The organism is Microbacterium imperiale, from assembly GCF_017876655.1.
Classification (GTDB): Bacteria; Actinomycetota; Actinomycetes; order Actinomycetales; family Microbacteriaceae; genus Microbacterium; species Microbacterium imperiale.
The window spans coordinates 188,692-205,974 of record NZ_JAGIOK010000001.1 but is presented as its reverse complement, the minus strand read 5'-3'; the positions used below and the strand labels follow the sequence as shown (position 1 = coordinate 205,974).

The window sequence follows — 17,283 nt, the reverse complement described above, 5'->3', positions numbered from 1 at the left end:
GCGCCGCCGCCCGACCTACCCTGATGGCATGGCTCGCTCTCCCTTCACTCTAGCCGCGTCCGTCAGCTCGGCTCTGCCCGGCGCCGCCGTGGTCGGTGCGGCCGAACTGACCGAGGGTTCCGACGGCCGCTACGACAGCGCGCTCGTGACCCTCGCCGACGGGCAGCGAGTGGTCGTCCGCGCGCCCGTGGATGCCGACGCCGACCGCGAGCTCGTCGCCGACACCCGTGCGCTGCGCGCGCTGACCCCGGGCGTCCGCGGGCTCCTGCCTTTCGCGGCGCCCACCGTGCTCGGGACAGCACGCCTCGACGGCTTCACCGCGGTCGTGCAGGAGTTCGTCCCGGGTTATCGAGTCGAAGCCGCGCACATCCCCGCCGGCCGCGGTGTCGCCTGGTCTCTCGGCGCCGCGATCGCGCGCGTGCACGGCCTGCCGCACGCCGTCGCGCGAGACGCCGGGCTGCGCACCCGGACGAGCGCCGAGGTCCGCGCGGACGCCGAGCGCCTGCTCGACCGCGCCGAGGCCACCGGCTCGCTCCCGTTCGGCCTGCTGCGCCGATGGAGCACGGCGCTCGGAGCCGATCGGCTGTGGCGGTTCGAGACGACCGTGACCCTCGGCGGTGTCGACCCGGGCCGCTTCGTGCTCGCCGACACGGCCGCCGGGCCGACCGTCACCGGCCTCCTCGCCTGGAACGGCCTCGGTGTCGGCGATCCGGCCGAGGACCTGCGCTGGCTCGCCTCCGCGCCGAATGCCCGCGACGACGTCCTCGAGGCCTACACCGAAGCCGCCCACCACACCCCCGATGCCGCTCTCGCCTCGCGCGCTCGGCTCTACGCCGAGCTCGAGTTCGCTCGCTGGCTCGCCCACGGACACGAGACGGGCGCCGCTCGCGTCGTCGAGGATGCCGTCGCCCTGCTCACCGCCCTTGATGACGGGGTCCGCGACGAGCCCCTGCTCGCGGACGAGCACAGTTCGGTCGACGATGCCCTCGAGATCCTCGAGCGCACGCCGGCCACCGCGACCGCGGCCCGCGACACGTCGATGCAGACCGACACCTACGACCCGGCGCTCCTGGCCGCGTATCTCGCCGACCAGGAGACCGCAGAACAGGCCGACATCGAGACGATCCCGATCGATCTCTCCGATTGGACTCCCGACGGCGTTTCGAGCGACCGCCGTCCGGTGAGCAATCCCGTCGCCGACGAATCCGCGTCCGCGGGCGACGGCACCGAGGAGCGCGACCCGGAGCACGCCGAGTCGGCGCGCAACGCGTTGCGCCGCTGGGCCGGCAACGACTGAGCAGCCTCACCCGCGCAGGATGAGGTCGTCGCCGACGTAGAACAGGGCGACGTCGATCTCGGACTCCGGCACCCCGTGGCGGGCGGAGTAGGCCCGACGGTAGAGCTCGAGCTGCAGCATCCGTTCCGCGCGCTCGGCGGGCGTGCGCGGCGGGCGACCCGTCTTCCAGTCGACGATCTCGAGACGCCCGCCGCGGTCGTCGCGTCGGTAGACGGCATCGAGCTTGCAGATGATCACGTGGGGGCGTCCGTCGCCCAGCAGGGTCTGATCCGCGAAGTCGATCTCGGTCTCGACCTCGATCGGCTGCAGATCGGCCCACTCCGACCGCAGGAAGTTCTGCTGCAGCCGCCGGAATTCGGCGTCCGAGCCGGCGGCCGGCGTTCCGGTCTCGTCGAGGTCGGCGTCGATCTCCCACAGCGGCGCATCCGGCTGCGGTCCGCGCGCAGCGATGCCCGACCGCTGCTCGACCCACGCGTGGAAGCGTGTGCCCAGCCGGGTCTCGCGGTACGGCCGCTCGGGCAGGGGCCGCAGAGCCGCTTCGACCGCGGCGGCGTAGTCCGCGGCGAACTCCTTGAACCGCGACGCGGGGATGCGGGTGGGAGCGGTCGGAGCCACGGCGTTGCGCCTCTCGTCGCGCTCGGCGAGGAGCAGGGCGAGGTCGCGGCTCGGCGTCGGCCGCCCACCGGAGGCACGGACGGCGCGGACAGCCTCGGCGGCGGCATCCACCGGGGCACGACGCGAGCCCAGCGGATCGAGCGGCCACGTCAGGAGCTGACGGCGCTCGAGGTACGGATTCTCGCCGGGGTCGACGTCGTCGATCGCATGATCGAGGGCTTCGGCGATCTCGGTGAGGAAAGCGCTGGGACCGCGCGGATTCCGCGTGCCCGACCACGATGAGCCGCTCAGCAGCAGGGCGTCCCGGGCCCGCGTGACGGCGACGTACGCCAGGCGTCGTTCCTCTTCGCGCTGCCGGTCGGCGTTGTCATCGGCGAAACGGGCGAGGGCCGCCTTCAGGTCCTGCTGGGTCGGCGCCGCGTGGGCCTGCCACGCGAACTCGGGGAGCCAGCGGGAATCGCCCCGGAACGCGTACGGCAGCACGCCGAAACCGAGCCACCCCTGCTTGTCGCGGGGACGTGCGGGCAGCTCGTCGACGACGACGCGGCCGACGGCGACGGCATCCCACTCCAGACCCTTGGAGCCGTGGATCGTGAGGATCTGGACGACGTCGTCCTCGGGTGGCTCGGTGCGCGGTGCGAACTCGTCCTGGCGCTCCGCATGGTCGAGCCAGGCGAGCAGGCTGGGCAGCGAACCGGACTCATCCGTTGCGAGAAAGCCCTGCAGCTCATCGACGAAGGCGCGCAGCTGATCGGACGCGACGCGGGCGGGACCACGACTCTCGTTGGCGGCGAGCTCGATGTCGAGTCGCAGTTCGGCTTCGATGAGGCGCACGAGCTCCGGCACGGGCATCGTCGACGCACGACGCAGACCCGCGAAGACCGCGGCCGCCTCGCGCAGTCGCGAGCGGGCCGCGGGGGTGAGGTCGGCCAGCCAGCTGTGATCTGCCGGCACCCGCAGGATGAAGTCGAGCGCGTCGATGAGCGAGGCGCGTTCTTCGCCGCCGAGCACATCCGCCGGAAGCGGCTGCAGCGAGGCGTCGGAGCGGGCGAGCCGGCGGGCGAGCTCGGCGAGGGCGCGGAGGTCGCGCAGACCGATGGCCCAGCGCGGCCCCGTGAGCAGCCGCAGCAGGGCCGAACCCGCCGTCGGATCACTGATGACACGCAGCGCCGACACGACGTCCACGACCTCGGGAGTGCTGAGCAGGCCGCCCAGCCCGAGGATGCGGTGCGGGATGCCACGGCGTCCCAGCGCATCGGCGAAGCGTGTCATGTGCTTCTTGCTGCGCAGGAGGATCGCCGCGCTCGTCGGCTCACCTCGGCGCGCACGGTCGGCGCGCACCGACTGGAACCACGCGGCGACGCGGTCGGTCTCGGCGTCGAGGTCGGCTTCGAAGACGATGTCGACCTGCCCGTCCGGCGCCCCGGGCCGCGAACGCAGCTCATCGACCGGCACCGGCGAACGGTCCGCGAGCGGCGCGAGCACGGCATTGGCGGCGCGGAGCACCCGGTGGCTGTTGCGCCAGCTCGTCGCCAGCGAGAAGCGGTGCGACGGGCCGGCGGGCGCGAACGCGGTGGCGAAGTCGCCGAGGTTGCCGGCGCTCGCCCCGCGCCAGCCGTAGATCGACTGGTGCGGGTCGCCCACCGCCATCACGGCCGTACCCGAGAACACCGCGGCGAGCAGTTCGGTCTGCACGACGGAGGTGTCCTGGTACTCGTCGAGAAGGACGACGGGATGCCGCGCCCGCAGCTCATCGGCGACGGCGGCGTGACCGCGGATGACGGCGACGGCACCGGCCACCTGGTCCGAGAAGTCGATGACGCCGGCACGGGCCTTGCGCGACTGGTACTCCCGCGCGAGGTCGGCCAGCAGCGGCAGCGCCCCGACCTGCTCGGCCGCGCGCGCGACATCCGCGTACACGGTGGTTCCGCTGCGGGTGGAGGGACGTTCGAGCACGTCGGCGAAAGCGTCGCCGAACCGGACGAGGTCGTCGAAGTCCACCAGGTTGTCGACGCCGTCGCGCGCGATGTGCAGCGCGCCGTCGATGATCGTCCGCAGGGCGTTGTCGCGCTTCTCGAGGCGCTCGTCGTCGGACTCGAGGACGACGCGCCGCATCAGCAGCCACGCGGCGGACTCGCTGAGCACGGCCGCTTCGGGGTCACGACCGATCCGAACCGCGTTCTCGCGCACGATCCCGTCGGCGAAGCTGTTGTAGGTCGACACGGTCGGCCGATCCAGCAGCGAGTCCGACGGCGCCGACTGCCCTCGGGCGCCGCTCTCGTAGGCAAGCCGTTCGAGCGTGACCCGCCGCGCGGTCGCGGGCGCCTGCGCGCGCTCGAGCTCGCCGAACACGTCGAGCGCGCCGCGCGCGTGCAGGTCGTCCAGGTGGGGCAGCAGCCCGGCCGTCTCGAACTCCGCCAAGCGGTCGAGACGGCGGCGGATGCGCTCGGCCAGTTCGCCGGCCGCCTTCCGCGTGAACGTCAGTCCGAGGATGCCGGCGCGCGAGACGCGCCCGTTCGCCACGAGCCACACGACGCGGCCGGCCATGGTCTCGGTCTTGCCGCTGCCGGCTCCGGCCACGACGAGCGACGGTTCGAGCGGGGCTGAGATGACCGCGCTCTGCTCGGGCGTGGGCGGGAACTGTCCGAGAGCCGCGGCGAGGGCGGCAGGCGACACGATCACGTCGCGCTCACCGGGGCGATCGTGTGGATGCGGCACAGCCCGTAGGAATGGTCGTCGCGGCAGTGCTCTTCGAACGGAGCCGAGAAGGTCGTGCCGCCCATCGCCGCGGCGGCCTCGTGCACCCGGGCCACGAACGTCGCGCGGCTGTCGTCGTCGAACGGCGGCTGCCGCGGGACGACGTAGTCCTTCGACGCTGCGGTCGGACGCAGCACCAGCAGCATCGCGCCGCCGCCCGGACGGCCCGCCGCGGCGGGGATCGCGCCCCGCTCGTGGGCGAGTTGGTACGCGGCGAGCTGCGCATGCGTCGCCACCGCGCGGTCGGTCTGGGGCTCGCGCTTGCCGGTCTTCAGGTCGACGATCACGACCGATCCGTCACCGCGCAGCTCGACCCGGTCGACGGCCCCGCTCACGACGATCCGCCCGTCGGAGTCATCCGTGGCGAGCTCGACCTCGAAGCGGGGTTCCGCGTCGAGGAGGCGTCCCCCGTCTCGCTCGAAATCGCGCAGGTACCGTGCGAGACGGCGGACGAGGTCGCGAGCCCGCGTCCGTTCCGCGCGCTCGCGCCAGGGCGACTCGAACTCCAGCTCCCCCCACCGCGCCGCCACGGCCGACCAGAGCGCGTCCTCGTCGGGAGCGGCGACCTCGAGCGCGCCGTGCACGATCGTGCCGATGCCGGCCGTCGCGCTGCCCGAGTCACCGCCCAGTTCGCCGATGACCCAGTTGAGCTGGCACTCCTCGAGCGTCTCGAGCCGCGACGGCGAGACCCGGATGCTCTCGGCCTCGCGGTCACGGAGCGGCGCGTCCGAGGTCACCGGCTCGACCCCGAACCACTCGTCGGGATCGGCTCCCGCGATGCCCGCGTCGGCGAGCAGGACGAGCTGACCCGCGGCGTCGGCTCGTTCGGAATCCGAAGCCCGCGGATCCGTCAGGGTGCGGCGGTGCCGCGCGACCAGGCCGCGCAGCGTCAGCGGGTGCGCTGCCTCGGGCGGCGCACCCTCGGGGTCGGGCAGGACGTCGAAGAACGGGCTCGGCCCGGTGTCGTCATCCGACACCGCGGTGACGACGAGATGATCGCGGGCGCGCGAGACGGCGCGAGCGAACAGGCGCAGCTCATCGTGCAGCACGGAGCGACGACGGTCGAGGGCGTCGGCGGCGGCGGGGTCGTCGTACGCCAGACGCCAGGTGTCGAGCAGGCTGCCGCGCACTCGCAGGTTCGGCCAGACTCCCTCCTGCAGACCGGCGACCACCACGGTGTCGAACTCCGTCCCGAGCGCGGCGGCGGGCGTGAGCACCCGCACGGCCCCCATCGCCGGGGGTGCGACGAAGCGGTCGTCGCCCACGTCGGCGTCGAGGATGCCGCGCAGGAACGCGATCGGCGTGGTGCCGTCTTCCCGCTCGCCGTGGCGCTTCGCCGCCTGGAACAGCGCCACCACGGCGTCGAGGTCGCGATCGGCCTGGGCGGCGAGCGGTCCGTGCCCGCGGGCGGATTCGCGCAGCGCACGCTCGCGCCCCGAGCCCTCCCACGCGGCCCAGAGCAGCTCGTGCGCCGTGGCTCCCTCGGCGATCAGGTCGTGCACCGCGGCGAGCGTGTCGGCGACCCGCGCCGCCCGACGGGCCTCGCGCAGGTCGACGAGGGCGAACTCGGCCGGGTGCACCATCGCCGACCGCAGTGTCTCCCACGGCGAGACGAACGACGCGGCGGCGTCTCCGGTCGCATGCCGCAGCGCGGAGCGCAGCCGACGCTGGTCGACGGCGTCGAGCCCGGCGCCCGCGAGGGCCCCGACGATCTCGTCGCGCGTCCACTCCTCGTGCGGTCGTGCGGCGAGGTCGACGACCCGCAGCAGGTCGCGCACGACGGCGGAGTCGCGCAGCGCCGAGCCCGTACCGGAGGTCACCGTCGGCACCTCGCGCGCCGCGAGCTCGGTCTCGAGCGCGCCGACCTGACGGCTGTCGTGGGCGATCACCGCGCATTGCTCCCAGGGCACCCCGGCGTGGATGTGGCGCTCCCGCAGGATGCGCGCGATCGTGTCGAACTCCTCCGTGCGCGAACGCAGCACGAGGGCGCGCAGCGCGGCGGTGGCGGTGCGGTGGTCGGACGCGGCGGGACGACGATGGGCGACGACCCCGATGGCGCCGATGCGGGTCGTGACCGCCGACACCAGATCGGCATGGCCGCCGTCGGCGCGGTGGACCCGATCGAGGACGAGGAGCTCGACGCCCGTGGCCAACCGCGCGAAGTTCTCGGGCGCCGCGCCGCGGAAGGAGCCCGACCCGACGTCCGGGTCGCCGAACGCGACGACGGCGACGCCACGCGACCGGCAGGCCTCGAGCAGCTGCACCCCGCCGCGGGTCAGCTCCTGCGCATCGTCCACGAGCACCACGCGCAGATCGGGCAGGCCGAGGCGGGCGACGATCGCGGCCGCTTCGGCGACGAGCCCCGCGGCGTCGCGGTGGGCGCCGCGCATCGCATCCCGGACCGTGTCGTAGTCGGCGAGGAACGACGCCGCGGCCCGCCACGCCTCGCGCCCCTCGCGCTCCGCTCGCTCGCGCAGGGTCCGGCTGTCGATTCCCAGCGCCGTGCACTCCGCGATGAACGCACGCAACTCGGCCCGGAACCCGCGCGATTCGCGGACGGACGCGGGAAGCCAGTCGGGCCAGCGCGTGCGTCCCTCCTGTTCGTCCTCGGCGTCGCCCGCGAGCAGATCGCGCACGAGGGCGTCCTCATCGGCCCCCGTGAGCAGCCGCGGCGGCTCGAGCCCGCGACGCACGGCATCGGCGCGCACGATCTGGAACGCGAACGCCGCGACCGAACGCGCGAGGGGTCCGGCCGTGGCGACGCCCACCGCGACGGCGAGCTCGTCGCGCAGACCCGTGGCCGCCTGACGGGTCGCCGTCAGGACGACGAGGTCGTCGGGTGACACGCCCGCCTCGACCAGCCGACGCACGCGCTGCACGACCGTGAGCGACTTGCCCGTGCCGGGGGCCCCGACGACGACGGCGCTCGCGTCGACCGGGAGGTCCACCACGCGCGACTGCGCGGCATCGAGGACGACGTCGGGCGCGAGCGAGGGCATTGCTCCACGGTAACCCGCACCTCCGACAGGCGTTCGCCCAGGGCGTGACCACGCCCGGTGCCGCGCGCGACGGGTGTCGTAGAGTCGAAGAGCGCCCGAGGGACGGTCGCGGAGGAGGAGATTTTCGTGGAGATTCGTATCGGCATCAGCCACACCGGACGCGAGCTCAGCCTGGAGTCGAACGACTCGGCCGATGCCGTCCGCGCGAAGATCTCCGAGGCGCTGTCCTCCGACGCCGCGTTCGTCGAGCTGACCGACGCGAAGGGCAGCTCCTACATCATCCCCACGGCCGGGATCGCCTTCGTCGAGGTCGGCACGGACCAGACCCGCCGCGTGGGCTTCGTGGCCTGACCCGTGCACATCCTGCTCGCGCTGATCCTCGGGGCGGCCATCGGGCTCGCCGCGGAACTGCTCGTGCCGGGACGCGACGCGCGCGGCGCCGCCCTCGCCCCCGTGATGGGGGCGCTGGTGGCGGGTGCGGCCTGGGCGATGCTGACCTGGTTCGGCGTCGGCATCACCGACCCGGTGATCTGGGTCGTCGCCGTCCTCGCTCCCGCCCTGATCGTCCCGCTCGTGCTGATCGTGCTCACGCGCGTGCGCGCGTCGCGCGATGCGCAGGAGCGGCGCCGCCTCCGTATCGGCTGATCCGATCCGGTCGGACCGACTCTCAGGCCTCGAGGCCCATCGCCGCCATCCGGCGCGAATGGGCGGCCATGACGTCGGCGTAGGTCGGCTCGACGCGCTTCTCGTTCGCGGGCTCGAGCGACGTCGACCGCAGGGCTGCCCGAGCGATCAGCAACGTGTCGCCGACGAGTCGGCGCCCCCACAGCGACAGCAGTCCACGCCATTGCTCGTCGGCCGCGATCGCCTCGGTGATGATCCGCACGAGCGCGCTGCGGTCGTCATGCGCGCGGAGGATGACCGCGACCTGACGCCCGGTGTCGCCGTAGCTCGCCGAGAGGGCGAGGTAGAAGTCGTCGAGCATCCCCGCCGTCAGGTGCACCGACAGCATCGTCTCGAGCGGTCGGGCCCCGTGCGTCGCGCGGCGGAACGCGTCGAGCGGCTCGCGGAACGGGAGCATGAGCTCGAGCGGATCGGCCCCGCGATCGCGGATGACGCCGACGAGCTCGCGGTGCTTCAGCAGCGCCGTCCCGGCCGCGAGCGACAGCGACTCCTTCTGCGACAGCTCCGGCGTCGACGCGATGAGATCGCTCAGGGTCTCGAAGTACCCGAGCTGCAGATAGGCGGCCTGTCCGAGGAACGTGTCGATGTCGGGCGCGAGCTCCTCGAAATCGACACGGCGGACGTCGCCGTAGTCGCCGCGCGAACGCAGCCGGAGCGTGCGTCCGACGGGACGCTTGCGTTTGAAGAACCAGCTCACCACGGCTCCAGCCTAGGGTCGCGCTAGGCTGGATGCGCCCCGGCATCGGACCGGGGCCCCGCGCCTGTGGCTGAGTGAAGGGCGTGGACTCGTTCACCCGGCGGCTTCTCACCGCCAGACAGGCACGCCATCCATGACCACTTTCGCTGATCTCGGCGTCGACCAGGACATCGTCGACGCCCTCGCTGAGAAGGGGATCGTCGATGCGTTCCCCATCCAGGAGCAGACCATCCCCCTCGGCCTTCCGGGCCAGGACATCATCGGGCAGGCCAAGACCGGCACCGGCAAGACCTTCGGCTTCGGCATCCCGGTCGTCCAGCGCCTCGGTCTCGATCCGGCACCCGGCGTGAAGGCCCTCATCGTCGTCCCCACGCGCGAGCTCGCGGTGCAGGTGTTCGAGGACATGGACATGCTCACGCGCAACCGCTCCACGAGCGTCGTCGCCATCTACGGCGGGAAGGCCTACGAAGGCCAGATCGACCAGCTCAAGGCGGGTGCGCAGATCGTCGTGGGAACCCCGGGGCGTCTGATCGACCTCGCGGGACAGCGTCTGCTCGACCTGTCGAACGCGACGGAGGTCGTGCTCGACGAGGCCGACAAGATGCTCGACCTCGGATTCCTCCCCGACATCGAGAAGATCTTCCAGAAGGTGGCACCCGTCCGCCACACCATGCTCTACTCGGCGACGATGCCCGGCCCGATCGTCGCTCTGGCACGCCGGTTCATGTCGAACCCGATCCACATCCGCGCGACCGATCCCGACGAGGGCCTCACGCAGGCGAACATCAAGCACCTCGTGTACCGCGCGCACTCGCTCGACAAGGACGAGATCATCGCCCGCATCCTGCAGGCCGAGGGCCGGGGCAAGACGGTCATCTTCACGCGCACGAAGCGCGCGGCTCAGAAGCTCGTCGACGAGCTGAACGACCGGGGCTTCAATGCCGGTGCCGTCCACGGCGACATGAGCCAGGAAGCGCGCGAGCGCTCGATGGCGGGCTTCAAGGCCGGCAAGAAGGACGTGCTCATCGCGACGGATGTCGCCGCGCGCGGCATCGACGTCGACGACGTGACCCACGTCATCAATCACACGATCCCCGACGACGAGAAGACGTACCTGCACCGCGCCGGCCGTACCGGACGAGCCGGCCGCACCGGCATCGCGGTCACCTTCGTCGACTGGGAGGACCTGCACAAGTGGGCGCTCATCAACCGGGCGCTCGAGTTCGGCCAGCCTGAGCCGGTCGAGACGTACTCGTCGAGCCCCCACCTGTTCGAAGACCTCGCCATTCCTGCCGGGACCAAGGGCCGCCTGCGCAAGCTGCCCACGACGCAGAGCGTGAAGACCGCGTCGACCGAGGCGTCGGACGGCTCGGGGCAGCGCCCGCGCCGTCGCCGCTCACGCGGTGCCGGCGACGCCGCGACGACCTCCGCCGCGGCCTCGGGCGACGGCACCACGACGGGCGAGACGCCGGCAGGAGCCGGAACCCACGACGGCGGCGGGGCCGAGCACCGCGACGGCAAGACGTCGCCGCGCCGTCGTCGCCGCCGCCGCGGTTCGGGCGCCGGTGGCCCGGCAGCCCCGGCAGCGGGCTGACCCGGATCCGCATCGAACGGCGCCCCTCTACGCGTAGACGGGCGCCGTTCCGCTTCCGCGATCGATGATGCGCGCCACCATGTCGTCAGCGGTGGTGTGCTCTCCGGGCAGGTTCGGCTTGCCGAGGCCGTGATAGTCGCTGGACCCGGTCACGATCAGGTCCAGCTCACCGGCCAGGGCCCGCAGCGCGCGCTTGCCGTCCGCGGTGTTCTCGCGATGCCCGATCTCGAAGCCCGCGAGCCCGCGCGCCACCAGCTCGCGCAGGACCGCCGGCGCCATCATCCGCTCGCGGCCGCTCGGCGACGGGTGCGCGAGGATCGGCACGCCCCCGGCGGCGACGACGAGCGACACCGCCGTGAACGGGTCCGGCGCGTAGTGCGGGGTGAAGTGACCCTGACTCGGATGCAGGATGCCGGCGAACGCCTCGGCCCTGTCGGCGGCGAGCCCCCGCGCCACGAGCGCATCGGCGATGTGCGGACGCCCGACGGTCGCTCCGACGCCGGTCTGGGCCAGGACGTCGTCCCAGGTCAGGTCGTGTTCGCGCGAGATGCTGCGCACGATGCGCTCGGCACGGCCCACACGGTCCTCGCGGATGCGCTCCATCTCGGCCCGCAGTCTCGGGTGGTCCGGGTCGAACAGGTAGGCCAGCAGGTGCACCGTGCGCCACTCGTGCCGCGCGCTCAGTTCCATGCCGGGCAGCAGTGTCATCCCGAGCGAAGCGGTGGCCTCGGCCGCCTCGGCCCACCCGGCAGTCGTGTCGTGGTCGGTCAGCGCGATGGTGCGCAATCCGTGGCGGTGCGCCGCCTGCACGACGGCGGCCGGAGGCTCGGTGCCGTCCGATCGCAGGGAGTGGAGGTGGAGATCACTCGGCCCGCTGAAGGGGTGAGCGCGCGCCGTCGTTCCCATTCACGACAGCGTAGCCGCGCCCGGCGATCATCCAGGGTGGCTCTCTTAGAGTCGAGGCGTGAAGCGCGTGCTCGGAGCCCTCATCGTCGCGCTGTTCGCAGCCGGCGCTGCGGTCGTCACGTGGCCGCAGCTGTTGCGGTTGGAACGCGAGTTCCCGTTCGCGCAGGCGGTGTCGCTGCGACCCCTGCTGGTAGGAGGCTTCGCCGCGATCGCCCTGCTCTTCCTGCTCTTCGGCCTCGCCCGCCGCATCCGCGCATTCTGCCTGTGGATCGCCGTGATCTCGCTCGTCGCTGCCGGCACCGGTGCCGGCATCCTCGCGACACGCGGACTGGGAGCCGAGACGCTGCCCGCGAAGGACGCCGAGAGCATCCGTGTCATGACCTGGAACACCGCCGGGCCCGCGACGGACGCCGAGACGATCGCCGAGACCGCGGTCGCGATGCAGGCCGACATCGTCGCGCTGCCGGAGACCACGATGGAGACCGGCCGAGCGGTCGCGGTCGCGATGGGCGAGCGCGGCCAGCCGATGTGGGCGCACGTCGACCGCTACGAGGGGCCCGACACCTGGGACGCCAACTCGACGGCGCTGCTCATCTCCCCCGAGCTCGGCGACTACGCGGTGATCGAGTCGGAAGCGGGCGGAACGTCGAACACCACGATCGTGCCGAGCGCCGTCGCGATGCCGGTGGACGGCGACGGGCCGATCGTCGTCGCGGTGCACGCGGTCGCGCCCCGGACCTCCGCGATGGACGGGTGGCGCAGCGATCTGCAGTGGCTGGCCGACCAGTGCGCAAGCGACGACGTCATCATGGCCGGCGACTTCAATGCGACGCTCGACCACATGGCGCGACTCGGCGTCGGCGACGCCGACCTCGGCCGGTGTCATGATGCGGCGAAGCAGACCGGCAACGGCGGCATCGGCACCTGGCCCACCGCTCTTCCCGCACCGCTCGGCGCTCCCATCGATCACGTGATGGCGACCGCCTCGTGGAAGCCCACCGGCTCGGTGGTGCTGTCGTCGCTCGACGGCTCGGGCAGCGATCACCGGCCGTTGGTCGTGCAGTACACGCGCCGCTGAGACCGCCGGTGCGCGCCTACGAGTGCGAGACTGGACGCATGAGTACGAGCGAGACCGACACGACCGGAACCGAGGCCGCCGCCCCCGAGGCGACGGACGAGAACACCAACCGACGTCAGCCGTTCCCGCGCGGTTTCCTCGACACCATCTCCGAGGGGTGGGCCGACCGTGCTGAGGTCGCGGTCTCGCCGCGCGCGCAGGCTCCGTACGCGGCGAAGCGGCGCGATCGGCTGTCGGCGGCCTTCCCCGGCCGGCGCCTCGTGATCCCGGCCGGCTCCCCCAAGCAGCGCTCGAACGACACCGACTACCCGTTCCGCGCACACTCCGCCTTCGCGCACCTCACCGGTTGGGGCAGCGATGCCGTTCCCGGCTCGGTGCTCGTGTTCGACCCGACGCCCGCCGGTCACGATGTGACGCTGTACGTCCGCGACCGCGCCGACCGCACGACGCCCGAGTTCTACGCGGACGCCTCCATCGGCGAGTTCTGGATCGGGCCTCGCCCCGCGCTCGCGGCCGTCGCCGCCGACCTCGGGATCACCACGGCCCACCTCGACGAGGTCGAGCTGCGAGCGGACGACCTCGTCCTCGAGGACGATGCCGACCTCACCCGCGCCGTCTCCGAGCTGCGCTTGACGAAGGACGCTTACGAAGTCGAGCAGATGCGCGCCGCCGTCGCGGCAACCGGCCGAGGCTTCGACGACATCGTCGCCGACCTGCCGCGCATCATCGCCACCCCGCGTGGCGAACGAGCGGTCGAGGGACTGTTCCACTTGCGGGCGCGCACCGACGGCAACGGCGAGGGCTACGACACCATCGCCGCGTCCGGGCCGCACGCCTGCTACCTGCACTGGACGCGCAACGACGGGCCGGTCGTCCCCGGCGACCTCATCCTCATCGACGCCGGCGTCGAGGTCGACAGCCTCTACACGGCCGACATCACCCGCACGCTTCCCGTCTCGGGACGCTTCACCGACATCCAGCGCCGGGTGTACGAGACGGTGCGCGAGGCCGCCGACGTCGCGTTCGCGGCGGCGCGTCCGGGCGTGACCTTCCGCTCGATCCACGAGGCCGCGATGGGCGTCATCGCTCAGCGGGTCGCCGAGTGGGGGCTCCTCCCGGTCTCGGCCGACGAGGCGCTCGAGGCCGACCGGGGCGGTCAGCACCGTCGCTACATGGTGCACGGCACGAGCCACCACCTCGGCATCGACGTGCACGACTGCGCCCAGGCGCGCCGCGAGATGTACTACGACGGCATCCTCGAGCCCGGCATGGTCTTCACGATCGAACCCGGCCTGTACTTCCAGATCGACGATCTCACCGTGCCCGAGGAGTACCGCGGGATCGGTGTACGGATCGAGGACGACATCCTCATGACCGAGACCGGCCCGGTGAACCTGTCGGCCGACATCCCGCGCACGGCGGACGAGGTCGAGGCCTGGATCGCGCGTCTCGCCTCGTGAGCTCCGCCTTCTCGGCAGCGCCGACCACGACCACCCGCCCGCTCGTGACGGGCACCTTCGGCATGGCCGCCTCCACGCACTGGCTCGCGACCGCTGCCGCGCAGGCGGTGCTCGAGCGCGGCGGCAACGCCTTCGACGCCGTCGTGGCCGGCGGGTTCGTCCTGCAGGTCGTCGAACCGCACCTGAACGGTCCCGGCGGAGACCTCGTCGGGCTGTTCCACGCCGCCGTCGACGCCGAACCGCGGGTGCTCATGGGCCAGGGGCCGGCTCCCGCGGCCGCGACGATCGAGCATTTCCGCGAGGAGGGCCTCGAGCTCGTCCCGGGAGCCGGCGCGCTGGCCGCCGCCGTGCCGGGGGCGGTCGACGCCTGGCTCCTCCTGCTGCGCGATCACGGCACCTGGGAGCTCGCCGACGTGCTCGCGTATGCGATCGGCTACGCCCGCGACGGCCACCCGCTGCTGGCGTCCGCCGCTGCGACGATCGCACGCGTCGCGACGCTGTTCACCGAGGCGTGGCCGACCTCGGCTGCCCTCTGGCTGCGTGACGGCCGGCCACCGCAGGCGGGCGAGCTCCACCGCAACCCGGCCCTGGCCGACATGTACGCGGGCCTCGTCGCCGCCGGTGACGGCGCCGCCGATCGCGTCGCGCGCATCGAGGCGGCGCGCACCGAGTGGTCGACCGGGTTCGTTGCGCGAGCAGCATCCGCCTTCGTATCGATCCCGCACCGCCACGCGACCGGCGGCGACCACGCCGGAGTCATCACGGCGGCGGACTTCGCGGCCTTCTCCGCCGGCTACGAGAAACCGCTGATGTGCCGATTCCGCGGCCGCACGATCGTCAAGCCGGGCGCATGGTCGCAGGGCCCCGTGCTGCTGCAGGCGCTCGGGATGCTGGACGCCTTCCCCGACGAGGTGCTCGATCCGGGCACGGCCGAGGGCGCGCACCTCGTGCTCGAGACGCTCAAGCTCGCGCTGGCGGACCGCGACGCGCACTTCGGCGACGGAGTCGACACGGCCGACCTGCTCGACGCGGCCTACCTGGCGCAGCGGCGCGGCCTGCTGGCCGCGGACGCCTCTGCTGAATGGCGACCCGGAGCGCCCGGCGGGCGTGAGCCGCACCACCCGCCGCTGCGCACCGACGCCGGACCCGCCGCCGCGGGCACCGGCGAGCCGACGGTCGCCCGCTCGGGCCAGACGCGCGGCGACACGTGCCACATCGACGTCGTTGACCGATGGGGGAACATCGTCGCCATCACGCCGTCGGGCGGCTGGCTGCAGTCGTCGCCCGCGATTCCCGAACTCGGGTTCGCACTCGGGACCCGCTTGCAGATGGCCTGGCTGGACGAGGACTCCCCCGCGGCGCTGCGCCCCGGAGCCCGGCCGCGGACCACGCTGTCGCCGACGCTCGTGATGAGCGGCGACCGAGCCGACATGGCACTCGGCACGCCCGGTGGCGATCAGCAGGACCAGTGGCAGCTCCCGTTCCTTCTGCGCGTGCTGGTCGGCGGCTGGAATCCGCAGGCCGCGATCGATGCGCCGACACTGCACACGACCGCCATGATCGACTCGTTCTGGCCCCGCACCTGGACCCCCGCCGGCGCCGTGCTGGAGGACCGCATCGGCGACGACGTCATCGCGGCGCTCAGCGCACGCGGGCACGCCATCACGCGAGCCGGCGACTGGGCCCTGGGCCGCATCTCGGCAGTCGGCATCGACCGGGAGCGCGGCACGATGTGGGCGGCGGCGAATCCCCGCGGGGCGCAGGGGTACGCCGCGGGGCGCTGATCACCCGCGGGCCTGCGCGCCGATCCAGGGTCGGACGAGATCGGCGATAGCGGCGCCCACGATCGACGCGTCGCGCGGGCCGCCCGTAGTCTCGAAGGAGTGGCGGCCGCCGTCGACCCAGCGCACCTCGGCGTCCCGGCATGCCGCGACAGCGCTTTCGAGGTCGCGTACCGGGTCGACGAACGGATCCCGTGTGCCCGACACGAACAGCTGCGGCTGCTCGACGAGCGGCAGGTGCTCGGTGCGCAGGCGGTCCGGCCGGCCGGGCGGGTGCAGCGGATACCCGAGGTAGACGAGCCCGTCCGGCGAAATGGCCCGCTCCGCGGCCGCGACCGACGCCATGCGCCCACCGTAGGACTTCCCCGCCGCGATGAGCGGGATGCCGGATGCCGCGGCATCCACGGAATCGACGACCGCACGCCACGTCGCGACCGCGTGCGCCGCCGGACCGGGCAGCCGCCGCCCCGCGACGACGTAGGGGAACGGGAACCGGACCACGGTGATCCCGGCGGAGGAGAGGCGCGCCGCGAACCCGTCGAGGAAGGGATGCTCGGGGCCGGCGCCCGCGCCGTGCGCCAGGACGACGCAGGCGGCGGGCTCCGCGGCGCGGTTCCAGATGAGCGGCACCGTTACCGCGCCGGTCGGGAGCGCGACCGATACCTCGGCGGTCATCGCCGCGTATCGTCTCCCGGCAGCGGTTCGGGGGACGCGGGCAGCTCCGGGCCGGGCGCTTCGCCACCGGGTACCGGCCCGGTGGCGGGAGGCTGCGCGGGGGTGGCCCCACCCGCGGGAGAGGTGGCCGGCGGCGCAGCGGGCGTTCCGCTCGGAGCGGCGGGGCCGGGGGCGGGGCGGTCGGCCGGCGGCGCCGGTACGGGGTCGATCCGCTCGCCGTAGCGCGGCGGGCCGTCGGGCACCGACGGGGCGGGAGTCTGGGGACGCGCCGGCGCGACGTTCAGGGCGCCACGGGCGCGGTGGATGCTGTTCGCCTGCACCGTCACTTCGTAGTGGTCGGCCGTCACCTGCGTGACCGAGGCGAAGTCGCGGCGCCGTCGCACGAGGGCGAACATGACGAGGCTCATCATCATGCCGATCGCGACACCGACGAGCATCACCCCGAGGAACAGCTGCAGCGCAGCATCCGGGGTGCCGAAGACGAAGATCAGCGAGAAGATCAGGCCGAGCAGGATGCCGTTGACGGCGCCGGTCCGGGCTGCCGTGGCGTACCCGAGGCGGCCCGTGACCGTCTCGACCGATCGTAGGCCGAACCCGACGATCGCGATCTCGCGGGCGGGGATGTCGGCGGCGATGAGCGTCGACACCGCCTTCTGCGCGGCCTCGTACGACGCGAACTCGGCGACCTTCTCGCCCGTGACCGGGGGTGTTCCGCCCATCATGCTCATCACCCCATCTTG

Annotated in this window: 13 protein-coding genes; 7 read left to right on the top strand and 6 right to left on the bottom strand. The window is 73.0% G+C overall.

Features of this window, described 5'->3' with window-relative positions; genetic code table 11:
- Nucleotides 1-28: 28 nt before the first annotated feature.
- The gene (locus tag JOF37_RS00900) at nucleotides 29-1,297 is read left to right on the top strand and encodes a protein kinase family protein (protein WP_210004241.1); all 1,269 of its coding nucleotides are present in this window, start codon (nucleotides 29-31) and stop codon (nucleotides 1,295-1,297) included.
- A gap of 6 nt (nucleotides 1,298-1,303) precedes the next feature.
- On the opposite strand, the gene JOF37_RS00895 is transcribed toward JOF37_RS00900, so the two are convergent.
- Nucleotides 1,304-4,594, bottom strand: a complete 3,291-nt coding sequence (locus JOF37_RS00895; RefSeq protein WP_210004238.1) for an ATP-dependent helicase — start codon at nucleotides 4,592-4,594, stop codon at nucleotides 1,304-1,306.
- Nucleotides 4,591-7,668 (bottom strand): ATP-dependent helicase, encoded by a 3,078-nt coding sequence (locus JOF37_RS00890; RefSeq protein ID WP_210004236.1) that lies wholly within the window; start codon nucleotides 7,666-7,668, stop codon nucleotides 4,591-4,593. Before JOF37_RS00890 ends, JOF37_RS00895 begins: the two co-directional genes overlap by 4 nt.
- Before the next feature lie 126 nt (nucleotides 7,669-7,794).
- On the opposite strand from JOF37_RS00890, the gene JOF37_RS00885 reads away from it, so the two are divergent.
- On the top strand, nucleotides 7,795-8,019 hold the full coding sequence (locus tag JOF37_RS00885; RefSeq protein WP_210004234.1) for a DUF3107 domain-containing protein: 225 nt from the start codon (nucleotides 7,795-7,797) through the stop codon (nucleotides 8,017-8,019).
- A gap of 3 nt (nucleotides 8,020-8,022) precedes the next feature.
- Entirely contained in the window at nucleotides 8,023-8,313 is a 291-nt protein-coding gene (locus tag JOF37_RS00880) for a hypothetical protein (protein ID WP_210004231.1), read from the top strand.
- A gap of 22 nt (nucleotides 8,314-8,335) precedes the next feature.
- Here the strand turns inward: JOF37_RS00880 and JOF37_RS00875 are convergent, their stop codons facing one another.
- Entirely contained in the window at nucleotides 8,336-9,052 is a 717-nt protein-coding gene (locus JOF37_RS00875; RefSeq protein WP_210004228.1) for a ferritin-like fold-containing protein, read from the bottom strand.
- Nucleotides 9,053-9,182: 130 nt separating this feature from the next.
- Here JOF37_RS00875 and JOF37_RS00870 point away from each other — a divergent pair, with 130 nt between their 5' ends.
- Nucleotides 9,183-10,643 carry a DEAD/DEAH box helicase gene (locus tag JOF37_RS00870; protein ID WP_210004224.1) on the top strand — a complete coding sequence of 487 codons (1,461 nt, stop codon included), beginning with the start codon at nucleotides 9,183-9,185 and terminating at the stop codon, nucleotides 10,641-10,643.
- Nucleotides 10,644-10,670: 27 nt separating this feature from the next.
- Here JOF37_RS00870 and JOF37_RS00865 read toward each other — a convergent pair whose 3' ends face one another.
- The gene (locus tag JOF37_RS00865; RefSeq protein WP_210004222.1) at nucleotides 10,671-11,549 is read right to left on the bottom strand and encodes a PHP domain-containing protein; all 879 of its coding nucleotides are present in this window, start codon (nucleotides 11,547-11,549) and stop codon (nucleotides 10,671-10,673) included.
- Nucleotides 11,550-11,607: 58 nt separating this feature from the next.
- Here JOF37_RS00865 and JOF37_RS00860 point away from each other — a divergent pair, with 58 nt between their 5' ends.
- The 3 genes from JOF37_RS00860 (at nucleotide 11,608) to JOF37_RS00850 (ending at nucleotide 15,871) form a co-directional block, all read left to right on the top strand.
- The gene (locus JOF37_RS00860; RefSeq protein WP_210004219.1) at nucleotides 11,608-12,627 is read left to right on the top strand and encodes an endonuclease/exonuclease/phosphatase family protein; all 1,020 of its coding nucleotides are present in this window, start codon (nucleotides 11,608-11,610) and stop codon (nucleotides 12,625-12,627) included.
- 38 nt (nucleotides 12,628-12,665) lie between these two features.
- Nucleotides 12,666-14,087: an aminopeptidase P family protein gene (locus tag JOF37_RS00855; RefSeq protein WP_210004216.1), complete on the top strand. Its 1,422-nt coding sequence runs from the start codon at nucleotides 12,666-12,668 to the stop codon at nucleotides 14,085-14,087.
- Nucleotides 14,088-14,149: 62 nt separating this feature from the next.
- Entirely contained in the window at nucleotides 14,150-15,871 is a 1,722-nt protein-coding gene (locus tag JOF37_RS00850) for a gamma-glutamyltransferase family protein (protein WP_210007620.1), read from the top strand.
- Here the strand turns inward: JOF37_RS00850 and JOF37_RS00845 are convergent, their stop codons facing one another.
- Both JOF37_RS00845 and JOF37_RS00840 read right to left on the bottom strand, forming a co-directional pair.
- Nucleotides 15,872-16,543: an alpha/beta hydrolase family protein gene (locus JOF37_RS00845; RefSeq protein WP_210004213.1), complete on the bottom strand. Its 672-nt coding sequence runs from the start codon at nucleotides 16,541-16,543 to the stop codon at nucleotides 15,872-15,874.
- The gene (locus JOF37_RS00840) at nucleotides 16,540-17,271 is read right to left on the bottom strand and encodes a YflT domain-containing protein (protein ID WP_210004211.1); all 732 of its coding nucleotides are present in this window, start codon (nucleotides 17,269-17,271) and stop codon (nucleotides 16,540-16,542) included. Before JOF37_RS00840 ends, JOF37_RS00845 begins: the two co-directional genes overlap by 4 nt.
- Nucleotides 17,272-17,283: the final 12 nt, after the last annotated feature.

Coding starts and splice junctions, on each gene's coding strand:
- JOF37_RS00900 (WP_210004241.1), top strand. CDS start 29: ATGGCTCGCTCTCCCTTCACTCTAGCCGCGTCCGTCAGCTCGGCTCTG.
- JOF37_RS00890 (WP_210004236.1), bottom strand. CDS start 7,668: ATGCCCTCGCTCGCGCCCGACGTCGTCCTCGATGCCGCGCAGTCGCGC.
- JOF37_RS00870 (WP_210004224.1), top strand. CDS start 9,183: ATGACCACTTTCGCTGATCTCGGCGTCGACCAGGACATCGTCGACGCC.
- JOF37_RS00865 (WP_210004222.1), bottom strand. CDS start 11,549: ATGGGAACGACGGCGCGCGCTCACCCCTTCAGCGGGCCGAGTGATCTC.
- JOF37_RS00855 (WP_210004216.1), top strand. CDS start 12,666: ATGAGTACGAGCGAGACCGACACGACCGGAACCGAGGCCGCCGCCCCC.
- JOF37_RS00850 (WP_210007620.1), top strand. CDS start 14,150: ATGGCCGCCTCCACGCACTGGCTCGCGACCGCTGCCGCGCAGGCGGTG.
- JOF37_RS00845 (WP_210004213.1), bottom strand. CDS start 16,543: ATGACCGCCGAGGTATCGGTCGCGCTCCCGACCGGCGCGGTAACGGTG.
- JOF37_RS00840 (WP_210004211.1), bottom strand. CDS start 17,271: ATGAGCATGATGGGCGGAACACCCCCGGTCACGGGCGAGAAGGTCGCC.